The organism is Clostridium sp. D5, from assembly GCF_000190355.1.
Classification (GTDB): domain Bacteria; phylum Bacillota; class Clostridia; order Lachnospirales; family Lachnospiraceae; genus Faecalicatena; species Faecalicatena fissicatena_A.
The window spans coordinates 580,612-600,682 of the sequence record NZ_GL870809.1 but is presented as its reverse complement, the minus strand read 5'-3'; the positions used below and the strand labels follow the sequence as shown (position 1 = coordinate 600,682).

Annotated in this window: 17 protein-coding genes and 1 tRNA gene; 3 read left to right on the top strand and 15 right to left on the bottom strand. The window is 46.0% G+C overall.

Translation table 11 applies throughout. The features are described from left to right. Positions 1 to 573 precede the first annotated feature (573 nt). The 3 genes from HMPREF0240_RS02620 to glf form a co-directional block, all read right to left on the bottom strand. Positions 574 to 1,296 carry a hypothetical protein gene (locus HMPREF0240_RS02620; protein ID WP_009001905.1) on the bottom strand — a complete coding sequence of 241 codons (723 nt, stop codon included), beginning with the start codon at positions 1,294 to 1,296 and terminating at the stop codon, positions 574 to 576. Positions 1,297 to 1,451: 155 nt separating this feature from the next. Beyond that, positions 1,452 to 1,862, bottom strand: coding sequence for a GtrA family protein (locus HMPREF0240_RS02615; RefSeq protein WP_035312289.1), 411 nt, complete (start codon positions 1,860 to 1,862; stop codon positions 1,452 to 1,454). 15 nt (positions 1,863 to 1,877) lie between these two features. Continuing rightward, a complete protein-coding gene (gene glf / locus HMPREF0240_RS02610) occupies positions 1,878 to 2,975 on the bottom strand; it encodes a UDP-galactopyranose mutase (RefSeq protein WP_009001903.1) in 1,098 nt (365 codons plus the stop codon). 277 nt (positions 2,976 to 3,252) lie between these two features. Between glf and HMPREF0240_RS02605 the strand changes: the two genes are divergently transcribed. Continuing rightward, positions 3,253 to 4,485 (top strand): 6-phosphofructokinase, encoded by a 1,233-nt coding sequence (locus tag HMPREF0240_RS02605; RefSeq protein WP_009001902.1) that lies wholly within the window; start codon positions 3,253 to 3,255, stop codon positions 4,483 to 4,485. A gap of 167 nt (positions 4,486 to 4,652) precedes the next feature. Further along, positions 4,653 to 4,726, top strand: a tRNA-Arg gene (locus HMPREF0240_RS02600). A gap of 52 nt (positions 4,727 to 4,778) precedes the next feature. Here the strand turns inward: HMPREF0240_RS02600 and HMPREF0240_RS02595 are convergent. The 12 genes from HMPREF0240_RS02595 to HMPREF0240_RS02540 all read right to left on the bottom strand — a co-directional run bounded on the left by HMPREF0240_RS02595 (position 4,779) and on the right by HMPREF0240_RS02540 (position 18,125). Next, positions 4,779 to 6,992 carry a diguanylate cyclase gene (locus HMPREF0240_RS02595; protein ID WP_009001901.1) on the bottom strand — a complete coding sequence of 738 codons (2,214 nt, stop codon included), beginning with the start codon at positions 6,990 to 6,992 and terminating at the stop codon, positions 4,779 to 4,781. A gap of 21 nt (positions 6,993 to 7,013) precedes the next feature. Further along, positions 7,014 to 8,099, bottom strand: a complete 1,086-nt coding sequence (gene trpS, locus HMPREF0240_RS02590) for a tryptophan--tRNA ligase (RefSeq protein ID WP_009001900.1) — start codon at positions 8,097 to 8,099, stop codon at positions 7,014 to 7,016. Between the two features lie 284 nt (positions 8,100 to 8,383). Continuing rightward, the gene (locus HMPREF0240_RS02585; RefSeq protein WP_035312288.1) at positions 8,384 to 9,064 is read right to left on the bottom strand and encodes a phosphatase PAP2 family protein; all 681 of its coding nucleotides are present in this window, start codon (positions 9,062 to 9,064) and stop codon (positions 8,384 to 8,386) included. Between the two features lie 169 nt (positions 9,065 to 9,233). Next, positions 9,234 to 10,043, bottom strand: a complete 810-nt coding sequence (locus tag HMPREF0240_RS02580) for a glycerophosphodiester phosphodiesterase (RefSeq protein ID WP_009001898.1) — start codon at positions 10,041 to 10,043, stop codon at positions 9,234 to 9,236. Positions 10,044 to 10,058: 15 nt separating this feature from the next. Next, the gene (locus tag HMPREF0240_RS02575; RefSeq protein ID WP_009001897.1) at positions 10,059 to 10,979 is read right to left on the bottom strand and encodes a diacylglycerol kinase family protein; all 921 of its coding nucleotides are present in this window, start codon (positions 10,977 to 10,979) and stop codon (positions 10,059 to 10,061) included. A 33-nt stretch (positions 10,980 to 11,012) separates the two neighbouring features. Next, positions 11,013 to 11,615 (bottom strand): TetR/AcrR family transcriptional regulator, encoded by a 603-nt coding sequence (locus HMPREF0240_RS02570; RefSeq protein ID WP_009001896.1) that lies wholly within the window; start codon positions 11,613 to 11,615, stop codon positions 11,013 to 11,015. 62 nt (positions 11,616 to 11,677) lie between these two features. Further along, on the bottom strand, positions 11,678 to 13,426 hold the full coding sequence (gene mutY, locus HMPREF0240_RS02565) for an A/G-specific adenine glycosylase (protein ID WP_009001895.1): 1,749 nt from the start codon (positions 13,424 to 13,426) through the stop codon (positions 11,678 to 11,680). A gap of 590 nt (positions 13,427 to 14,016) precedes the next feature. Then, a complete protein-coding gene (locus tag HMPREF0240_RS02560) occupies positions 14,017 to 14,742 on the bottom strand; it encodes an amino acid ABC transporter ATP-binding protein (RefSeq protein WP_198137766.1) in 726 nt (241 codons plus the stop codon). Positions 14,743 to 14,752: 10 nt separating this feature from the next. Then, positions 14,753 to 15,445, bottom strand: a complete 693-nt coding sequence (locus HMPREF0240_RS02555; RefSeq protein WP_009001892.1) for an amino acid ABC transporter permease — start codon at positions 15,443 to 15,445, stop codon at positions 14,753 to 14,755. A gap of 14 nt (positions 15,446 to 15,459) precedes the next feature. Then, the gene (locus HMPREF0240_RS02550) at positions 15,460 to 16,242 is read right to left on the bottom strand and encodes a transporter substrate-binding domain-containing protein (protein ID WP_035312287.1); all 783 of its coding nucleotides are present in this window, start codon (positions 16,240 to 16,242) and stop codon (positions 15,460 to 15,462) included. Between the two features lie 216 nt (positions 16,243 to 16,458). After that, entirely contained in the window at positions 16,459 to 17,286 is an 828-nt protein-coding gene (locus HMPREF0240_RS02545; protein ID WP_009001890.1) for an undecaprenyl-diphosphate phosphatase, read from the bottom strand. Continuing rightward, positions 17,280 to 18,125, bottom strand: a complete 846-nt coding sequence (locus HMPREF0240_RS02540; protein ID WP_035312286.1) for a Cof-type HAD-IIB family hydrolase — start codon at positions 18,123 to 18,125, stop codon at positions 17,280 to 17,282. The genes HMPREF0240_RS02545 and HMPREF0240_RS02540 overlap by 7 nt, the downstream gene beginning before the upstream one ends. 120 nt (positions 18,126 to 18,245) lie before the next feature. Between HMPREF0240_RS02540 and HMPREF0240_RS02535 the strand changes: the two genes are divergently transcribed. Continuing rightward, a complete protein-coding gene (locus HMPREF0240_RS02535; protein ID WP_009001888.1) occupies positions 18,246 to 19,412 on the top strand; it encodes a cell wall hydrolase in 1,167 nt (388 codons plus the stop codon). The last annotated feature ends 659 nt before the right edge of the window (positions 19,413 to 20,071 follow it).

Sequence of the window (20,071 nt, the reverse complement as noted above, 5' to 3'; positions counted from 1 at the left end):
TGTGTGGGTAGGGCCTCCCAAGGGTAAGGCACTAATCTTTCATTCCACAACCTCTTGATTTACAACTTCGGTTATACGTTTACCTTTCGGGCTTTGGTTTGATGTGCAACCTTACCCACCTCATCGCCTTATCAAGTTTCTGTTCGTAGGCTCGTGAACTTTGCTATGCGCTTCCTTCATCCACATCATTACTGATGCCAACTTGCGCTCCGCTACACTTGGCGGTAAATACCCGTGACTAGACTTTCACTAGCTAGATTAGTGCCATGCCTGGCACACACATAAAAACGGGACAGAACAATTGCTGTCCCGTTTTCTTGTTCATAATTTGTTCATTTATCATTCAAAAAACTTTCATTTTCTACTCATGCTTTCTTCATTTCTTTTGAATATACTAAATATATCAAATGAAGAACAAAACATTTGATACTAACATTTGACAACAGGTGCAATACTATTTGAATAAACTTTTTCATAATACATGCCGGGAGCCGCGCAAGCGACTACCCGGCATCCTCCCTTTCAGGGGTATTTTTCTGATCTGTCCTTCTGTTTTATCAGCCTTTTCACCACCTATATATAAGCTGTCTCTTCCATTGTGTCCAGGGTAATTTCTTCTGTATTCCCTGTATATGCAAGTGCTTTCCCAGCCCATACCGCCGTCAGAAGCAATACAATGACTGCCGCGATAAGTACGGTCTTTCTTTGCTGCTTTTTCTGCTCCTTATTTTTTATACTGCTCACTTTGGGTAATTCTTTTTGAACTTCTTTCAGACTATGATACTTTTTCTTCGGGTTTTCACCGAGACACTTTTCAATAATTCCAGACAGAAGAAATTCTTCTCTTCTTGAGAGGGTAACATCCGGCTCCGCACGTGCCAGTATAAACTGCATCGTTTTTCCCAGACCGTACAGATCCAGCGAAAGCCGGGTGTTCTCTTTGATATGGATGACCGGTTTGACAAAATGTTCCCGCATGGCGGGCTTCTGCATATTCTGCAGAACAAAACCGTTGCTTTCTGCACTCAAATCCAACAGATAAATTTTATTTTCCCCCGTAACCAATATACTGTACGGATTCAAATACCGGTAGCACTGCTCTCTTTTACACCGGTGGTACTTGTCCAGTTCTCCTGTCAGCATGCCCAGCCAGCCAAATATGATATCCCTGGTGAACCCGCCGCCATCCTGCAGCCTGTATATCAGCAGTCTGCCCGGAATACAATCCATAACAATGCGGCATTTCCCATTATGCTCTACAAATTTAATCACTTCATATTTTCTTTCCTTAATCAATCATACTCCTTTCTGCAACTTTTTCTTACATTGAAAAACTTATCAGAACCGACGGTGAAACAACTTTGAAATGTGAAATCAGACCTATCAGAATACTTGTATATTACTTGATCTGTAAAAAAAATGCAAGCACTTTTGTGCCTGCATTTTACCTTTTATTCTTCTTTTCCGTTTTCCAGAAATATCTTTCTGGTGATAAAATTATAAACCATAACAATAGCCGTAGCGCCAATTTTTGAAATCATATAGAATATCTGCAGTTTATCCACACATACCCACATAATTAACTGATTTATCCCCAGTCCGATTACACTCAGGACGATAAATACTGCAAAATCCTGTTTCTGGCTTCTGTCTTCGGTTACATTGAATACCCAGTGTACACTCAGCAGATAATTGTAGATGACAGAAACCGTAAAAGATATTGCACTGGAAATCAGATAATTGATCCCGCATAGTTCTGTCAATAAAATCATGATCCCGTAATCAATGAGAAATGCACTCCCCCCGACTACTGCGAATCTGGTAATCTGCTGCCACAGGCTTGTCTTTTTCTTATCGTTCATCTTTTCCGCCTGCCCTTATATTTCTTCCAGTCTGTTCAAGGCCGCTTCCACCACCTTATCCATATCATAGTACTTGTAATCTCCCAGACGTCCCCCGAATATGACATTCTGCTCTCCTGCCGCCAGCTCTTTGTACTGTTCAAACAGACTGTTATTCTTCTCATCATTTACGGGATAATACGGATCCATTCCCACTTTCCACTCAGATGAGTACTCCCGGGAGATCACCGTCTTCTCCTGCTTCCCAAATTCAAAGTGCTTGTGCTCTATAATTCTCGTATAAGGAACTTCCCTTTCCGTATAATTCACAACTGCGTTGCCCTGATAGTTATCACAGTCCAGCACCTCTGTCTCGAACCGAACGGAACGATACTCAAGGGCTCCCAGCTTATACCCAAAGTATTCATCTATCATACCTGTAAAAATAATAGTCTCTGCAATATCCGGGTTCTCTTCTCTGAATTCAAAGAAGTCTGTTCCGGTTCTGACTTCGATTCCTTTCAGCATCTTCTCAACAACCGCAGTGTAACCGCCCACAGGGATCCCCTGATACCTGTCATTGAAATAGTTATTATCATATGTGTACCGAAACGGCAGCCTCTTAATAATAAATGCCGGAAGATCCTTACAGTCTCTTCCCCACTGCTTCTCCGTATACCCCTTGATCAGCTTTTCATATACATCCCGGCCGGCCAGGGACAGTGCCTGCTCCTCCAGGTTCTGCGGATCTGTAATGTTCGTCTGGGCAACCTGTTTTGCGATCATCTCTTTTGCTTCCTGTGGTGTGCGGATCCCCCACATTTTGCTGAATGTGTTCATGTTAAAAGGCAGATTATACAGCTCCTCCTTGTATACTGCAATCGGAGAGTTAATATAATTATTAAATTCTGCAAACTGATTCATATACTCCCACACCTTTTTATTTGATGTGTGGAAAATATGTGCGCCATATTTGTGTACATGAATTCCCTCTATATCCTCACAGTAGATATTGCCTGCTATGTGGTCACGCCTGTCAATCACAAGACACTTCTTCCCTCTTTTATTCAGTTCGTGTGCCATCACAGCGCCGTACAGCCCGGCTCCCGCTATCAGATAGTCATACTGATGCATTTCGTCATCCTCCTAAAACCAGTCCCTTTTCACAGGGGCTTTTTTCACTTTGTCCAATATTATAGCATTTTTGGGGCATTCTGTACATAGAATGCCTTCATAAACCCGCCTTTTCACATTCACCCATTCAACTTCCAGGGATTGAATTTGGGCATTTTCACCACTTTTTATTTTTTATCGTTTACAAATTTGTCATTATGCACTAAACTATTAATATGTATCGTTTTCTTCTCAGGAAAACGCAGACGACTATAATTTAAAGACGGAGGTAACAGACATGAAAGGAAACGTAATCGTCGGCCAGTCAGGCGGACCAACAGCAGCAATCAATTCAAGCCTCGCCGGAGTATACCGCACAGCCAAGGACCGCGGAGCAAACAAAGTATACGGCATGCTGCATGGGATTCAGGGCCTGATGCAGGAAAGATATATAGACATGGCCGATTATATTAAAACCGAACTGGACGCAGAATTACTTAAGAGAACCCCCGCAGCTTTCCTCGGCTCCTGCCGCTTTAAGCTCCCTGAAATCCATGAAAGCATGGACGTATACGAGAAAATTTTCGAGATTCTGGATAAGCTTGATATCGAAGCTTTCATTTATATCGGCGGCAATGACTCTATGGATACCATCAAGAAGCTTTCCGATTACGCCATAGTTACAGGACATCATACCCGTTTTGTGGGCTGTCCGAAAACGATAGACAACGACCTCGCGCTCACTGACCACACTCCCGGATACGGAAGCGCCGCCAAATATATCGGCACATCCGTAAAGGAGATCATCCGTGACAGTTTCTGCCTGGAATACACGAAAGGACTTGTATCCATTGTAGAAATCATGGGACGCAATGCCGGATGGCTGACAGGTGCTTCTGCACTTGCAAAGGGCGAGGACTGTGCAGGCCCTGATCTGATCTATCTTCCGGAACTGTCTTTTGACATTGAAAAGTTCGGCACTAAGGTACGTGAACTTCTGGCTAAAAAGCCCTCTGTTGTTATTGCTGTTTCCGAGGGTATACGGCTGGCTGACGGCCGCTATGTGTGTGAACTGGGACAGAGCATTGATTTTGTAGACGCATTCGGCCACAAACAGCTCTCAGGCACCGCAAACTATCTTGCCAGCTATATTGCAGGCGAGGTTAACTGTAAAACCCGTACAATCGAGCTGAGCAGCCTGCAGCGCTCCGCATCCCACTGTGCTTCCCGTGTGGACATCCTGGAAGCATATCAGGTAGGCGGTGCCGCAGTTAAAGCTGCCGATGAAGGAGATTCCGGCAAGATGGTCGTACTGCAGCGGCTTTCCGATGACCCATACCAGAGCGGAACGGAGGTCAAAGACGTTCATAAAATAGCGAACGATGAAAAACTCGTTCCAAGAAACTGGGTAAACGAAGAGGGAACCTACGTAACCGATGAATTCGTCAATTATGTACGCCCTTTAATACAAGGCGATGTATCACCAATCGTGGTAGACGGAATCCCCCGTCATCTGTTCCGCCCCATTTAATGAGGAACTGGGATGTTTTTAACCGGCAGGATCACGCCGGCCACAAGTGGAATTGGGGAAGGCGTTTAGTGTCTCCCCAATTCTCCATTTTTTTCAAGCAAACCTATTGACAAGCCGGAATTTTTGTTATATACTAATATCTGCTGTGAACGAAATAGTTTCAGTATGTGCGCGTAGCTCAGCTGGATAGAGCGTCTGGCTACGGACCAGAAGGTCGGGAGTTCGAATCTTCTCGCGCACGTTCAAAAGCCTGAAAGCAAATGCTTTCAGGCTTTTTTATTGTCTTTATTTCCTCACAGGAATTCCGCCTGGAACTCATTCGGCGGTACCGCCTTGCCAAAATAGTAACCTTGTATCAGGTCTATTCCTATTTCTTTTGCCACGTTATATTCTTCCTCCGTCTTAACACCTTCCAGGCAGACGGTCTTCCCCACATCATGGCAGAGCTCTGTAATTGAACGGATAAATGTAGAAGTGAATAAATCTGTCGTCAGACCGGTTACAAATCCCTGGTCGATCTTTATGATATCTGCAGGTGTATTTTTCAGTTCGAACAGAGATGAATATCCCATCCCAAAGTCGTCCATTGCCGTCTGTATCCCTTTTTCCTGCAGTTTCTCCATAATATCATGGACGATACCATCCTGCTCGATCAGGTAGGTCTCTGTTAGTTCCAGAATGATATTTTCATATGGCAGCTGATGTGCATCCAGTGTCCCCAGGACAAATGTCACGAAATCCTCTTCCAGCAGCTGCGGATAGGAAAGATTAATGCTCATTCTAAAATCCGGTTTCCGCTTAATCCATTCCCTGCACTGTCTGACTGCCTCTGTGAATATCCATTTTCCGGCTTTTATAATCATACCGCTCTGTTCCAGTATCCGGATAAACTCGGAAGGAGGCACATCACCGAACGCTGTGCACTGCCATCTGGCCAGCGCCTCTGCCCCGCATAATGTTTTTGCAGCGGCATCCATCTGAGGCTGATAGTTCAAAGAAAATCCTGCGAAACCTCTTTCGATACTTTCTCTGACCAGTTCCGTCATCTCCAGCTTTCTCCCCCTGCTCTGTAATATCTCAGATGAGAATTCCGTCATCCGGTTTTTACCTTTCAGCTTTGAATATTCCAGTGAATAACTGGCATACTGCAGAAGTTCCTGATAATCATCCGAATCATCCGGATAAGAAGCAAAACCGGCCGACATGGTACAGTAATACTTCCGGCCATTATATTCCTGGAACTTTCGGAAATGCTGCTGTATCCGCCTGAATACCTCCCGGCCTTCCTCTCTGCTTCCATTCAGCAACAAAACTGCAAACTCATCTCCATCCATCCGGTATACCTTTGCATTGGACGGAAGAAATTCTGCTATCTTCTGCGCCGTTATTTTCAGGATAGCGTCCCCGAAAGAGCGGTTATTTAAATCGTTAATATTGCGGAAACTGTCCATATTCAGAAGCATGATTTCCAAATTCTCTGTTCCTTGTTTATCCACCAGATATTTTTTTGCGTCGCCCTCAAACTCAAAACGGTTATACAGGCCTGTCATATGGTCAATCTGGTTATTACGCCCCAGATTGGTTATCATACCTGCAAACAGATTCGGCCGGCCTTTCTCATCCCGGATCATCCTTCCCCGGCAGCGCAGCCAGATCCATTCACCTCTGGCATTTCTGGCGCGGTATTCGATATCATGGGACTCTGTACGGCCATCGGCAATCTCCTGATTGCTCTCCAGAAAGCTTCTTTCATCGTGGGGATGTATCTTTCCGCCCCAAAATGCTGCGGCATTCTCCACCACTTCTCCCGGCAGCCCAAATTCTTCGACCATAGCGGGGGGGTAACGAAATACCCCTGTCTTCATATTGCCGACAAAGATATAATCATCTGTACTGCTCATAAGTGCATCATAGAGATGCTCCTTATCATATACAAACTTCAGGACGCCGGAACTGTCCTGCTGCTCCAGCCTCTGCTTTGCGCGAAGTATATGATAATTCCGTTTCTGGATATACATCCTGCCATCCGCTTTTTCCAGAAGATCCTCCACTGTATAAAATTCTTCCGGATATATTTCAACAAGTCCATAAGAAAAAGAAGTTTCATAAACAACTTTTCTGTACTTCTTTTTTTCGTTCAGATATGCCAGGATGTCCTGCATGCGCCTCTCTGCATTCCTCTGATTCTCATTATAAAAGGCCATAGCAAACTCATCCCCACTCAGCCGGAACAGAATGTCATTTTCTTTCATCTCCCGGGACATCGCAGATGCGACATACCGCAGCATATTATCGCCTTCTCTGTGCCCGTATCTGTCATTGATCTGCTTCAGGTCATTCACATCACACAGAGACACAACAAGCATTTTTCTCTCGCCCCTTGCCTTTTCAAGCAAATTGTCAAGACGTTCTCTGCCTGCCCTGCGGTTCAGTACCTTTGTCAAATCATCATAGTTGGCACGCGCCAGCAGGCTCTTATATTCTTCAGAGTTTTTTATATCCTGCATATTCAGAACCCCTTTGCTTCTTTACTCCCGGAATTTTTCAGCCTGCGCGTTGATTAACTCCAGGTCTTCAAAATAGTTTATCTTCATCGCTTCCTTTACATCACGTAAAGTCCCGGCAGCTACGCTTTCCGCCTTTTCACTTCCCTTTTTCAGTATCTCATATACATATGGGATATCTTTCTGGTACTCTTTTCTTCTGTTCCTGATCGGCTCCAGCTCTGCCTGCAGGACAGAATTCAGGAAGCGTTTCACCTTCATATCTCCGAGTCCGCCCCGCTGATAATGTGCTTTAAGCTCATCCAGATTGGCATAATCCGGTAGAAATTCTTCAAAATATTCCGGTCTGCAGAAAGCATCCAGATACGTAAATACCGTGTTGCCCTCCAGTTTTCCCGGATCTTCCACTTTGATATGAGTCGGATCAGTAAACATACTGAATACCTTCTGTTTGATAGAATCCGGCTCCTCTGAAAGATAGATACAGTTATTCAGAGACTTACTCATCTTCGCCTTCCCGTCGGTTCCGGGAAGCCTCAGGCAGGCCGTATTGTCCGGAAGCAGAATATCCGGCTCCACAAGTGTATCGCCGTAAACTGAATTAAACTTCCTCACGATCTCCTTCGTCTGTTCCAGCATCGGGAGCTGGTCTTCCCCTACCGGTACTGTCGTTGCCTTGAATGCTGTAATATCTGCCGCCTGGCTGATCGGATAAGTGAAGAATCCCACCGGAATGCTTGCCTCAAAGTTCCTCATCTGAATCTCTGATTTAACAGTAGGATTGCGCTGCAAACGGGAAACCGTAACCAGATTCATATAATAAAAAGACAGTTCACATAACTCCGGAATCTGTGACTGGATAAACAGAGTCGACTTTGCCGGATCCAGCCCGCATGCCAGATAGTCCAGTGCTACTTCGATAATATTCTGCCTTACTTTTTCCGGATTATCCGCATTGTCCGTCAGTGCCTGTGCATCCGCTATCATTACAAATATATCATCAAACTCACCTGCATTCTGCAGTTCCACTCTCCGTTTTAAAGAACCGACATAGTGTCCCACATGCAGCCTCCCGGTTGGTCTGTCCCCTGTTAACATTATCTTGCCCATGTCTAATCTCTTTCCTCCTAATTCTTTCATATAATCTTTTCACATTATAACACTTAAGCCGTTGTTTTGGCTATAGGTATAGTAATTCCGGCGCTTTTTTTTAAGTGACGGTGAAATGAAACAAAGAGGGGCTGCAGCCGTACCTCTTCCGCTCCATAAAATTTCACCCGAAACAGGGGACGTAAAAGGCAGCATAACTTTCCGTCTGTCTTTACATTTTCCATACTGGTACCTGGAAAACATCCTCTTTTTCGGGTGATTTTCATTAAAAGTGTTTTTATTTATCATTTCCCCCAGGTAGCCATCTGATTAGAAAGCCTGGGAGCTTTTTTGCGGTTCGTCTCGTAAACAAACTGGTATAGAGTGTAAGCCATGATGAACGCAGCCATTACATCTATGATCGAGTGCTGCTTCAGGAACATTGTTGCCAAAATGATCAGGGCAGCCAGGATGTAGGCACTCCAACTGATCATCTTATGTTTCTGCAGCGACTTGCTGTTGTAGATTGCTATACAGGCCCCCAGTGAGTTAAATACATGCAGGCTCGGCAGAACATTGGTCGGCGTATCCGTCTGGTACAGCATCTTCACCATATCTATGAAAATATTATCTCTCGTAAAATACACGGGACGCAGATTCAATCCGTTCGGAACTAATGTGGATATTATAAGGAATATTGTCATCCCTGTAAACATCAGCTTAGCCAATCTGTAAAAACCATCCACATCTGTAAAGAAAAAGTATAAAAATGTGACGGCTATAAATACAAACCACAGTAAGTATGGCACAATAAAATATTCTATAAATGGTATTTTATCATCAATGACGGAATGTATCACGTGATAATCTGACGTTACATGCTTTTCAAGATACAAGAACCACGGCATGTAAATTAAAATGTACCCAAACACCCAGGCATGCTTATATTTCTTGATAAAACTCGTCGCTTTCGTCTTAAAGTTCATACCGAACGCTCCCTTTTTGAATCCATATTCTCTAGCTGTCCCGATTATAGCACGAATCCTGGAGCACAACAATAAAGTTCATAAAACCTTAACAAAATCTTTCGATTTTACGGGCTTTAGCAGATATTTGTTACTAATCTGTTAATGAAATCCTCTTTGTTTTACCCGTCTATTTCATGCCTTCAAATATATACATATCGTATTGTCTTTTCGCCTGCTCCATAGCCGCAGCAGTGCGGATCGTCCATACTGCCACCGGCGTAAGCAGCAGGCTGTGGAGTATCCAGAGGCTTATGTTCTGGCTGTCCTTTAACTTGTAGGATATAAAATCAGGCCTGCAGATGCAGTTGCTCACCAAATATTTTACGCAGAACCGAAGCAGATAATGAGGCGAATCATCACTTCTCACCAGATTGGAGGACAGCTGCCCCCTCAGGATATCCTTCCGATGCTTTTTCAGCCAGCGAAGCACCAGACAGTTGAAGGACTGCACCAGATAAGGGCCCCTGTAGCCCCGCAGCTCTTCCGCCAGATGTACACAGATCTCCGTGTTCTGAGAGGGCAGTTTCACCTCAATCAACAGCGGAACACGCCCTTCTATATAGGAAAGAACTGTCGAAAAAAGAGGGATTTTTTCTGAGGTACCGCTGAGATAGCATTTCTGCAGTTCCTCATAGGACATCTCTTCTATCTGCCCCTCTTTCCCGCACACACGTCTCAAAGTATCATCATGAAAGACAACCAGCTGGCCATCCTTTGTCAGATGTACGTCCAGCTCTATCCCATACCCTTCTTTTACGGCCAGCTTAAATGCAGCCATGGAGTTCTCCGGAATGCCTTTCTCAACGCAATGAAGCCCTCTGTGGGCCCACTCCTGACCCATAAAGAGCTTCATTCGTTTCCGCATCGTCAGACGCGGCATAATCATAAACATATAAACAGCTGCTATTATGACTGCAGCCAGAACCAGTACGTACATAACCTACTCCTTCTTTCACGCCGTGATAACCCTGATTTGTTCTTCCAGTATCTCCGCCATAATCTCTCTTCTCAGAAATACGGGTTCTCCGTCAGTATGTACAGCAAGAGGACGTTCCATCTTTATGACAGCCTTTTTACATTTGAATACATGGATCCCCGGGAAATGTACATGCCATCCTTTGTATGCCGTCGGCAATAGCAGAAGGACCGCCAGGCGGGGAAGTCCCGATATCACAATCACATCCAGCCGGCCATCATCATTTGCGGCATCCGGACAAAAACGGAAACCGCCGCCCTCGTAAGGATTATTCATGGCAGCCGCAAAATATACCTTCCGGAACCTTTTTGTCTCGTTACCGTCCAACGTAATCTCTGCATTTACCGGTTTGTCATGAAACAGCCTGTTCAGTGCGATTCCCACATATGTCAGTTTTCCCAGTTTCAGATGATTTAACAATACCTTGAGCCTGGATACGGCGGCCTGATGGCAGATTGCCGCATCAAACCCGATCCCCGTGCTCACTGCAAACCGCCGTTTTTTTCCGGCACGGGTTAACAGTCCGACATCCATCCGCTGAATTCTGCGGGGCTTCAATATCATATCCAGCGCCTTGAGCGGCTCCGTTGGAAGTTTCATCCCCCTCGCAAAGTCATTGCTGGAACCGGTAGGAATATATCCCAGAATTACCTTGTCAAGGTCTGTGATTCCATTCATCACTTCATTGACGGTTCCGTCCCCGCCGAGCACTACAAGGGTATGTTCTTTCCCATCCGATGTGATACCGCCGATGATCCTGGCTGCATGTCCCGTACAGGCCGTATGGAAGCACTCATATTCCACCTGCCGTTTTTTCAGTTCCGGTTCAATCATATCCCAGATCATGCCGCCCATTCCGGAACGGGAATTGGGATTCACTATAAAGCTGTATCTCATACTGTATACCTCCTCGGCTTATGCGGATCTGGTTTAAGAAATGGTGCTGTCCAGGTATTTGCCCAGTGAGCGGCGCATATTGCCCTCAAAATCAGCCTCCCCGCCGCGCAGACACCACTCAAATACATTACCGATCACGATCATCCTGATGTCTGTCGTAAAAGCTTCAATCCCGACATTCAGTCTGATAATTCCCTCCTGCATGGCTTTTTCTACATAAGTCTGTACCGTCACAATGGGATACGGTCTCTCAGCGCGGCTGGCGGGATTCAGCGCCTGATTCTTTGTATCGTAGTATCCCGACATAAACTCTACGCCAAGCTCCCTGCAGTACTCTACATAATTCAGGTATACATGGATAATGGCGATTTTCGCTTCGTCTGCATTCCTCGGCAAATCAAGCAGATCCGGGTTGATGCTGGGCTGATCCTCTATATAATAAGAAAGCAGATCATCCTTTGTCTTAAAATGATGATAAAAACTTCCATTAGATACCCCTGCCTCTTCGCAGATATTCTTGATGGAAAGCTCTTCATAACCATTCTTTTGCAGAATCCTCTTTGCAGCACGGAAAATGCGTTCTTTTGTTTCCTTTGATTTCTGCTGCTGCCTTGACAGCTCAATCTTATCACCCATAAATGTACACTCCTTTTATCCCGCTCGTTATATACCGAGTATACCATAAATCAGCATGGGATTCAAGAAAACAGAGCGGACTCTAAAACAACTCCCCGATATGCCTCAAAAGCGGAGGGAATCGGATATTTGTCCTCGATTTCCGCCCGGTTGACAAACAGCATGTCTTCGCTGCAGTTTTTCTCCAGTCCGTCCACTTTGATCTCGTAACCCGTCATATGCCATTCCACATGGCTGAAAATATGTTTCGCATTCTGCACTTTTTTCACATGCAGCGGCGATAGTCCAATTGAATTACAGTACTCTATTACTTCTTTCCTGCTCATCTGTCCTTCCAGATTGGGCAGCTCATACAGACCGGCCAGAAGCCCTTTGGGCGGACGTTTTTTTATAGCCAGTGTATCTCCATCCTCCAGAATCAGAACCGTTCTCTTCTCGATCCGCCTTGCCTTCGCCTTAGACCGCACCGGCAGCTCCGTCTCAATCCCCAGTTTTTTAGCCATGCAGAGTCCGGCCAGGGGACACTCCGTACATTTAGGCCCGCCGTTTGGCACACAGACAATAGCCCCCAGCTCGATCAGTCCCTGGTTAAAGTCGGACGGAGCATCTGCCGGTATCACTTCCTCTATTTCCTGCTCAATGCGCGTCCGAACCCCTGCTTTCATGATATCTTCATCCCGCGCCATAAGCCTTGCCGCTACCCGCAGAACATTTCCATCCACCGCGGGCTTGGGAATCCCGAACGCAAACGAACTCACCGCCCCCGCCGTATAGCTTCCGATCCCCGTAAGCGACAGAATCTCATCGTATGTATCAGGAAACTCCCCGTGATGCTGCTCCATAATCTGGCGGGCCGCCTTCTGCATATTCCGGACCCTATTATAATAACCCAGCCCTTCCCACAGCTTCAGGAGCCGGTCCTCCTCCACCTCGGCCAGATCCTTCACCGTGGGCAGTTCCTTTAAAAATCTTTCAAAATACGGTTTTACGGCCTCCACCCGCGTCTGCTGAAGCATGATCTCCGAAATCCACACCCGGTATGCACTGATCTCATGCCGCCAGGGAAGATCCCTCTTATGCTCCTGATACCAGCTTACAAGAGGAACCACAGCCTCTTTCAGCACGGGGCTTCCCAGCACCACCGGCACAGGCTCATCCAGCACGATACTCTCTGCAGTCACTTTACAGTCATAAGCCAGTACATGTACCCCCGCCGCCTTTGCCTTTCTCAGCGCCTCTCCAAACGCCGGATGTGTATCCACATTTGGAGTAAAATAACGGATCCCCTTCATCTGGATCACGAACAAAATATACGCCTCATACCCGTCCTTCACCGCCCTGCAGAGTTCTTCCACATGCTTGACCGCACGTTCACTGGGCGCATCCGGAAAACGAGCCACCCCATTCTCCTCCAGTGTCACTCCCTTCACCTCAATAAAACACTTGCGTCCCATTGCTTCCACATAAAGGTCAAACCGCGAATTCCCATAAGTTGTCTCAGGCCTGACATAAGGTTCTTCCCCCATTAAATTGCCAGCCTCAATCCACTCCTGTGCCACCCTGTTCGGAATCTGGGAGTCCATATTAACAATAACTTCCCCCTTCTCCACAGCAATCAAATCCCACTTCGTCTTCCGCTCCGCCTTAAGACTTTCCTGTACATAAATAACAGCCCCCGGCCTCAAAAGCTCCGCGCACCGCCCCGTATTCTTCACATGAATAATCTCTTTCTGCCCCTGAATCATAGCATAAGCAATAAACCTGTTCGGCCTCTCCAAAAACACTGCCTTTTCAATACGTTCATATCTCATATATCAATCCCTTTTCCATCCCGGATTCAAATTTATTAGTAAAATCAAAAAATCATTTAATATAACATCCTACTAAGAATAACACAGAACCCTCCAAAAATAAATGGGGTTGGATATGGAGATTTTTGGCTGGTAGGGGCGCACTGTGCGGAATTGGAATATTTCACTTTCTTCCACTGCCACATCCGTTACACCAATCCCCCTCCATCCGCCACCCCCGCCAAGACGCCCCACAACCTCGGTCCCGCCCCGCCTTCTCTCTCCCGATTTGCAGCTGCCCAGCCTGATGGAAGCGGGACGCACCGACAGCGCCGGGGGAGGGTTCTGCTGATTTTGGAAGCCTCTAGCGTGCCTTAGAAGAGCTTACTGCGAAACAGCCGCATTTTATGGGGAATAATTGATTCCGAATCAATTATTCAGAGCGTATTCACTTAGAAAGCATCAGCTTTCTAAGTGAATACGCTCGATCCCATAAAATGCGGCTGTTTCGCAGTTAGCTCTTCTTAGGCAACGCGGCCGGTTTCCAAAATCAGCAGAACCCTCCCCCGGCGCTGTCGGTGCGTCCCGCTTCCATCAGGCGTCCCCTCTGCCTACAAAATCTTCGAAAGAAATTCCCGTAACCGAGGTTCCTCCGGATTATTAAAGAATTCTTCAGGTGCACCCTGTTCTTTTATTTTTCCTTCATCCATGAATATGACTCTTGTTGCAACTTCCCGTGCGAATCCCATTTCATGTGTGACAACTACCATTGTCATGCCGTCATGGGCAAGCTTTTTCATAAGTTCCAGTACCTCCCCCACCATCTCGGGATCGAGAGCGGAAGTTGGTTCATCAAAAAGCATAACCTCCGGGTTCATTGCCAGGGAACGGATAATTGCAATACGCTGCTTCTGTCCGCCTGACAGCTGGGAAGGATAGGAATGTGCCTTTTCTTCCAGCCCGACCAGCTTCAGCAGTTCCATCGCCTGCTTTTCGGCATCTGCTTTGCTCTTCTTCAGAACCTTAATCGGTGCAAGCGTGATATTCTCTATAATCGTTTTATGCGGGAAAAGATTAAAATGCTGGAACACCATTCCCATCTTCTGGCGATGGCGGTCAATGTCTGTTTCCTTGCTTGTGATATCCGTTCCTTCAAAATATACATGCCCCGTCGTTGGTGTCTCCAGAAGGTTCAGAGAGCGGAGGAACGTAGACTTGCCGGAGCCTGACGGCCCGACAATCACAACCACCTCGCCTTTGCGGATCTCTTCTGTTACTCCATCCAGCGCATGAAGTCTGTTATTGAAAACCTTATGCAGGTCTTCCACCTTTATCAATACATCTCCATTAATGATCACTGTTTCTCAGCCTCCTCTCCAGCATATTTACAAGCTTCGTAAATATCATTACCATAACAAGGTAAATCAAAGCTACAGCAATAAGAGGCATGAATGCATCATATGTACGGCTTCGTATGATATCACCGCCTTTGGTAAGATCCTGCAGCGCGATATAGCCGGAAACCGATGTCTCCTTTAACAGTACGATAAACTCATTGCCAAGCGCCGGCAGAACATTTTTAAAAGCCTGCGGCATAATGATATGAATCATTGTCTGTACATAGTTAAACCCGAGACTGCGCCCGGCCTCAAACTGTCCGTTATCTATGGACATAATACCGGAACGGAATATCTCGGCAACATATGCCCCGGAATTAAACCCGAATGCCATGATTGCCACCAGAACTTTGCTGATGTCTGCGCTTCCGAATATCACGAAATAGATAATCAAAAGCTGGACAACAACCGGAGTTCCTCTGATTACAGTCAGATATATCTTACAGATAAAATTGAGTATCTTCAGTTTTCCTGTCTTATCGTAAGTGGAACGTATAATCGCAATCAGAAAACCAATTACTATACCAATTATTACAGCAAAGAAGGTCACCTGCAAAGTGACCCCCAGTCCATCTAAAATGTATTCCCAGCGGTTATCTTCTATAAAATTCCCGTAAAACTTATCCTGCAACGTCTGCAACATAATCGTATCCTCTTTTATTCTGCACTGTCAGCGCTGATATATTTAGCTACGATTTCATCCAGTTTGCCAGAATCCTTCAGATTAGCCAGTGCATCATTAATCTTTTCTTTCAGTTCGTCATTTTCCTTTTTAACTGCAATTGCATACTCTTCTTCTGTAAATGCTTCGTCCAGGATCTTCAGGCCCTCTGCTTCTTTTACAAATTCCTTTGCAGGCTCTCCGTCAATAACTACCGCATCAATCTTGCCCTGCTGCAGTGCCTGAACAGCCTCAAATCCTTTGTTGTAACGTTCTACAGTTGCGTCTTCGATATCATCAGCATAGATATCGCCTGTTGTTCCGAGCTGCACACCGATTTTCTTTCCATTCAGCTCGTCCGGCCCTGTAATGGCGCTGTCCTCTTTTACGATAATAACCTGTGTTGCAGTTGCATATGTATCAGTAAAATCTACGTTCTCCAGACGGTCTTCTGTTACGGTCATGCCTGCCGCACCGATATCTGCCTTTCCGCTTGTTACTGCTGTGATGATAGAGTCAAATGCCATATCCTCAATCTCCAGCTCCATGCCCATCTCCTCAGCTACTGCAGCCGCGATATCGGCATCAATACCTACAACATCTTTCCCCTCATAAAATTCATACGGCGGGAACTCTGCATTTGTAGCCATAACCAGTTTTTCCTTCTTAGTGGCATCTCCTGAATCCCCCGTGCTGCTGTCTTCCTTCTTAGATCCGCATGCAGCCATTGAAAACACGCATACTGCGACTAATAATAAGCTAATAATTTTCTTTTTCATTTTTTGGTTTCCTCCCAATTTACATTGTTATGCATAATCATACACATTATTTCTATATTTTATCATGTTTTCTGTAAAAAACAAGACTATGCGCCGTATTTCCCTTAATATTCCATAAAGAAATTTGTATATAGCAAACGGGGATGGCTCTTACAGCCCTCCCCGTATTAAATCTCTGTTCTTTCCGGTAAAATCCGAACCACTGCGCTTTTGTTTTTATGCAAATAGTGCAGTCATTCCAAAGTAGAGCAGTACGATGATTCCAAGTACAATTCTATAATATCCAAAAACCTTAAAGTCATGGTTCTTTATGTACTGCATCAGGAACTTAATTGCAAATATGGATACCACAAAGGAGATCACACATCCAAGCAGCAGCAGGAACACCTCCATGCCGGTAAAATGGAAACCAAACTTTATAATCTTTAAGAAACTTGCACCGAACATGACCGGAATGGCCAGGAAAAATGTAAATTCCGCCGCTACGCCTCTTGCAGCTCCAATCAGCAGTCCGCCGATGATCGTGGCACCCGACCGTGAGGTTCCCGGTATCAGTGCAAGCACCTGAAAGCAGCCAATAATCAGGACCATCGGGATCGTCAGATCAGACAGCCTCTTTACTGCCGGTTTGACATGTTCGTGCCTTTTTTCCACCACGATAAATGCTACACCATACAGGATCAGTGTAATAGCCACTACTACATAATTCATCAAATGTGCATCAATAAAATCATCAAACAAAAGTCCTATAATCGCCGCCGGAACCGATGCAATCAGTACCTTAACCCACAGTTGGAGAGTCAGCATCTTCTGTTTATGCGTCTTAGTATCTGAAAAAGGATTCAGTTTGTGGAAATAGATGACAACAACCGCCAGGATTGCCCCCAGCTGGATGACCACATTGAACATAGACATAAAATCGTCTGTCATCTTCAGTTTTACAAACTCTTCTACAAGTATCAAATGTCCCGTGCTGCTGATCGGCAGCCATTCGGTAATACCTTCTACAATCCCCAGTACAATTACCTTTAAAGCTTCTAACATATGTCTCCTCCTCTTAGAGCAAATCTTTCAATGGCCTTCGCCGCCCCCTCTTCTTCATTCGAAAGTGTTATGTAATCCGCAGCGGCCTTTACCTCGTCTTCTGCATTGCCCATTGCAACGCCAAATCCGGCTTCTTTTACCATCTCAATGTCATTGTCACCGTCACCGCACGCCATAATCTCTTCGCGCCTGATTCCAAGCATCCCGCCCAGTTCAACCAGCGCGGTCCCCTTGTTGACTCCGGCAGCATTTATTTCTATATTATATCCCAGTGAACTGACCAGTACGATTCCCTCCTGCTGTTCCAGATCACTCCATGCGGCTGCTTTGTCTTCCATATTGGCAAACAGCGCCTGCATCTTATCCATATCTCTGTACCTTTCCAGTGTAAGCGCCATAACATCCGGCACTGCTTTTCTGGTTTTACGCACATAGTCCCACATATGCGGATTATGGTGGTAACGGCTGATAGCATTCAGCTTATCCTCATCTGCATACCCCTGTCCATCGAAGTACACTTCTTGTAATGTATCATATTTTCGCAGAGTTTCCAATGCTTTCTTTGCTTTTTCTATTGGAAGAAGGCGTTCTATCAATATTCTCTCTTCCTGTACATCAATCACTCTTGCCCCATTCGCCGTAAGCGCATAACGGATGCCCGGAAAATATCTTAACTCCTCCGGAATTCCCGTAAATGGTCTTCCTGTAGCCATCAGTACGACAATTCCTTTATCAATCGCTTCCTCCAATACCTGTTTTGTATATGGCAGCAGCTCTTTTTTATCATTCAAAAGCGTACCGTCCAAATCCAGACCAATCATTTTTATCTGCTGTTTCATCACCTGCCAGCTCCTCACGTTTCTCTTAAATTTTTATAACTTATTCTATCAAAATTTGCTTAATAAAGCAATTTATAGTATAATATCAGGGCAAATCAATTGAGAAAGGAATTGTAGAATATGAGATTGCGCTTAAAACGCAGAGGACAGGCCATTGCAGTATTTATCTGTTCTCTTGTACTGGTGCTTTCTGTTTTTCCGGCGCACGCTGAAGATGCAGAAAGTCTCGAAAGCAAAACTTCTGATCTGCAATCCCAGCTTGAAGGTATCAACCAGGAGCTTGTGGCAATAAGTGATGAGATATCTACAACTGAGATGCAGGTTGAAATTACCAACGGTGAGATCCAGAGGACAAAAGATTCCTTAGCTGAAGCAGAGGCAAACGAAGCACAACAATACGAAGATATGAAATCCCGTATTAAGTATATGTATGAAACCGGCAACGCAACACTCCTGGAGATGCTTTTTTCAGCGGACAACCTGACCGACTTTCTGAATAAAGCGGACTTTATACAGAACATCAGTAAATATGACCGCAGCATGCTCCAGACTCTGCAGGACACGCAAAAGGAGATTTCTGACAGGAAAGTTACGCTGGAGGCTCAGCAGGATTCCATGAAGGACCTCCAGAAAAGCCTGGAAAACCGCAGGGAAGAACTAGTCCTGAAGGCAGATGCAACATCAACCGATCTGAATGCCTTTCATGAACAGCTTAAAAAACTGAGGGAGGAGGAAGCCGCAAAACTGGCCGCAGAGGCCGCAGCGAAAGTCGCAGCAAACAACGCTTCCACTCAGACTCCCAACAGCGGTAATAACAGCACAAATGACAATAATAATCCCGGAAATACTCCATCCGGAGGCAATGATTCCGGAGGCGGAAGCGACGGCGGCGGCTATGACGATACCGTAGTAAACGGCGGTGCCACCAATGCATCAGGAAGTGATCTGGACGTATTTGCCGCAATACTGGACTGTGAAGCCATGCACGATTACGATTCCATGCTCGCCGTAGCAACAGTAATCATGAACCGTGTAAACAGCCCGATCTTCCCAAATTCCATCACAGATGTCGTCTACGCCGGCGGACAGTTCGAGCCTGTATGGTCAGGCCGTCTGGATGCCGTACTTGAGCGCGGAGCAAGTGACCTGGCATACACTGTAGCCCAGGATGCCATCAACGGAGCACGCCTGGCCGCAGTCTCAGACTGCTACTACTTCCTCTACGCAGGAACAGCGGGGAGGCCGGGAGTCAACATCGGAAACAACCTCTTCTTCCCAAGCTGGTAGCGGTTTGTGGTCGATGTTAGGTGGGATTAGGTAAGGTCCGCCTGACGGAAATGGGGAGGGGATCGGAGCGGGAGAACAGAAGACGGGGGCTGGATGTAACCCACTTACGGAGAAGTCCTAACGCACAAGGAGCTGTCCATGAGGGCACGTGCAACAAGCAACGAGAAAGCCTGATGCTTTCTCGTTTAAGTTGTACTGGAAAGTGATTTGGAAAATCACTTTCCATCCCTCATGGACAGCTCCTTCTGCGTAAGGACTTCTAAACCGTGCGTTCTATACATCCAGCCCCCGTCTTCTGTTCTCCCGCTCCGATCCCCTCCCCATTTCCGTCAGGCTGGGCTTCATCCAGTCGGCAGGTAAAATCGAATACGTGAGGAACCTCCGCGGTGACAGCGGATTGAGCTGGATCTGCGGAAGTATGCTTTCCCCCCGGTAGGGGGCTCTTAATTTCCGACCGGATGCGTCCAGCTAAGTGAAAGGTGTGTCTGGTTCCCCCTCAGGGGATGTGCATGCCGTTTCGAAACTCCATAGAACGCGCGCTAGAATCCGTTAGAGAAAAAACAGGGAACAGGGAGGGCAGAATTTGTTTTCAAAACAAATTCTGTTGCCGCCGGCGGCGCGAATGCATCGGCATTCGGGCCAACTGCGGCAAGCACCCT

Bases quoted from the DNA above. Each gene is read 5' to 3' on its own strand.
- HMPREF0240_RS02615 (WP_035312289.1), bottom strand. From the start codon at position 1,862: ATGAACGATAAGAAAAAGACAAGCCTGTGGCAGCAGATTACCAGATTC.
- glf (WP_009001903.1), bottom strand. From the start codon at position 2,975: ATGCATCAGTATGACTATCTGATAGCGGGAGCCGGGCTGTACGGCGCT.
- HMPREF0240_RS02605 (WP_009001902.1), top strand. From the start codon at position 3,253: ATGAAAGGAAACGTAATCGTCGGCCAGTCAGGCGGACCAACAGCAGCA.
- HMPREF0240_RS02595 (WP_009001901.1), bottom strand. From the start codon at position 6,992: ATGCAGGATATAAAAAACTCTGAAGAATATAAGAGCCTGCTGGCGCGT.
- trpS (WP_009001900.1), bottom strand. From the start codon at position 8,099: ATGGGCAAGATAATGTTAACAGGGGACAGACCAACCGGGAGGCTGCAT.
- HMPREF0240_RS02585 (WP_035312288.1), bottom strand. From the start codon at position 9,064: ATGAACTTTAAGACGAAAGCGACGAGTTTTATCAAGAAATATAAGCAT.
- HMPREF0240_RS02580 (WP_009001898.1), bottom strand. From the start codon at position 10,043: ATGTACGTACTGGTTCTGGCTGCAGTCATAATAGCAGCTGTTTATATG.
- HMPREF0240_RS02575 (WP_009001897.1), bottom strand. From the start codon at position 10,979: ATGAGATACAGCTTTATAGTGAATCCCAATTCCCGTTCCGGAATGGGC.
- HMPREF0240_RS02570 (WP_009001896.1), bottom strand. From the start codon at position 11,615: ATGGGTGATAAGATTGAGCTGTCAAGGCAGCAGCAGAAATCAAAGGAA.
- mutY (WP_009001895.1), bottom strand. From the start codon at position 13,426: ATGAGATATGAACGTATTGAAAAGGCAGTGTTTTTGGAGAGGCCGAAC.
- HMPREF0240_RS02555 (WP_009001892.1), bottom strand. From the start codon at position 15,445: ATGTTGCAGACGTTGCAGGATAAGTTTTACGGGAATTTTATAGAAGAT.
- HMPREF0240_RS02550 (WP_035312287.1), bottom strand. From the start codon at position 16,242: ATGAAAAAGAAAATTATTAGCTTATTATTAGTCGCAGTATGCGTGTTT.
- HMPREF0240_RS02545 (WP_009001890.1), bottom strand. From the start codon at position 17,286: ATGTTAGAAGCTTTAAAGGTAATTGTACTGGGGATTGTAGAAGGTATT.
- HMPREF0240_RS02540 (WP_035312286.1), bottom strand. From the start codon at position 18,125: ATGAAACAGCAGATAAAAATGATTGGTCTGGATTTGGACGGTACGCTT.
- HMPREF0240_RS02535 (WP_009001888.1), top strand. From the start codon at position 18,246: ATGAGATTGCGCTTAAAACGCAGAGGACAGGCCATTGCAGTATTTATC.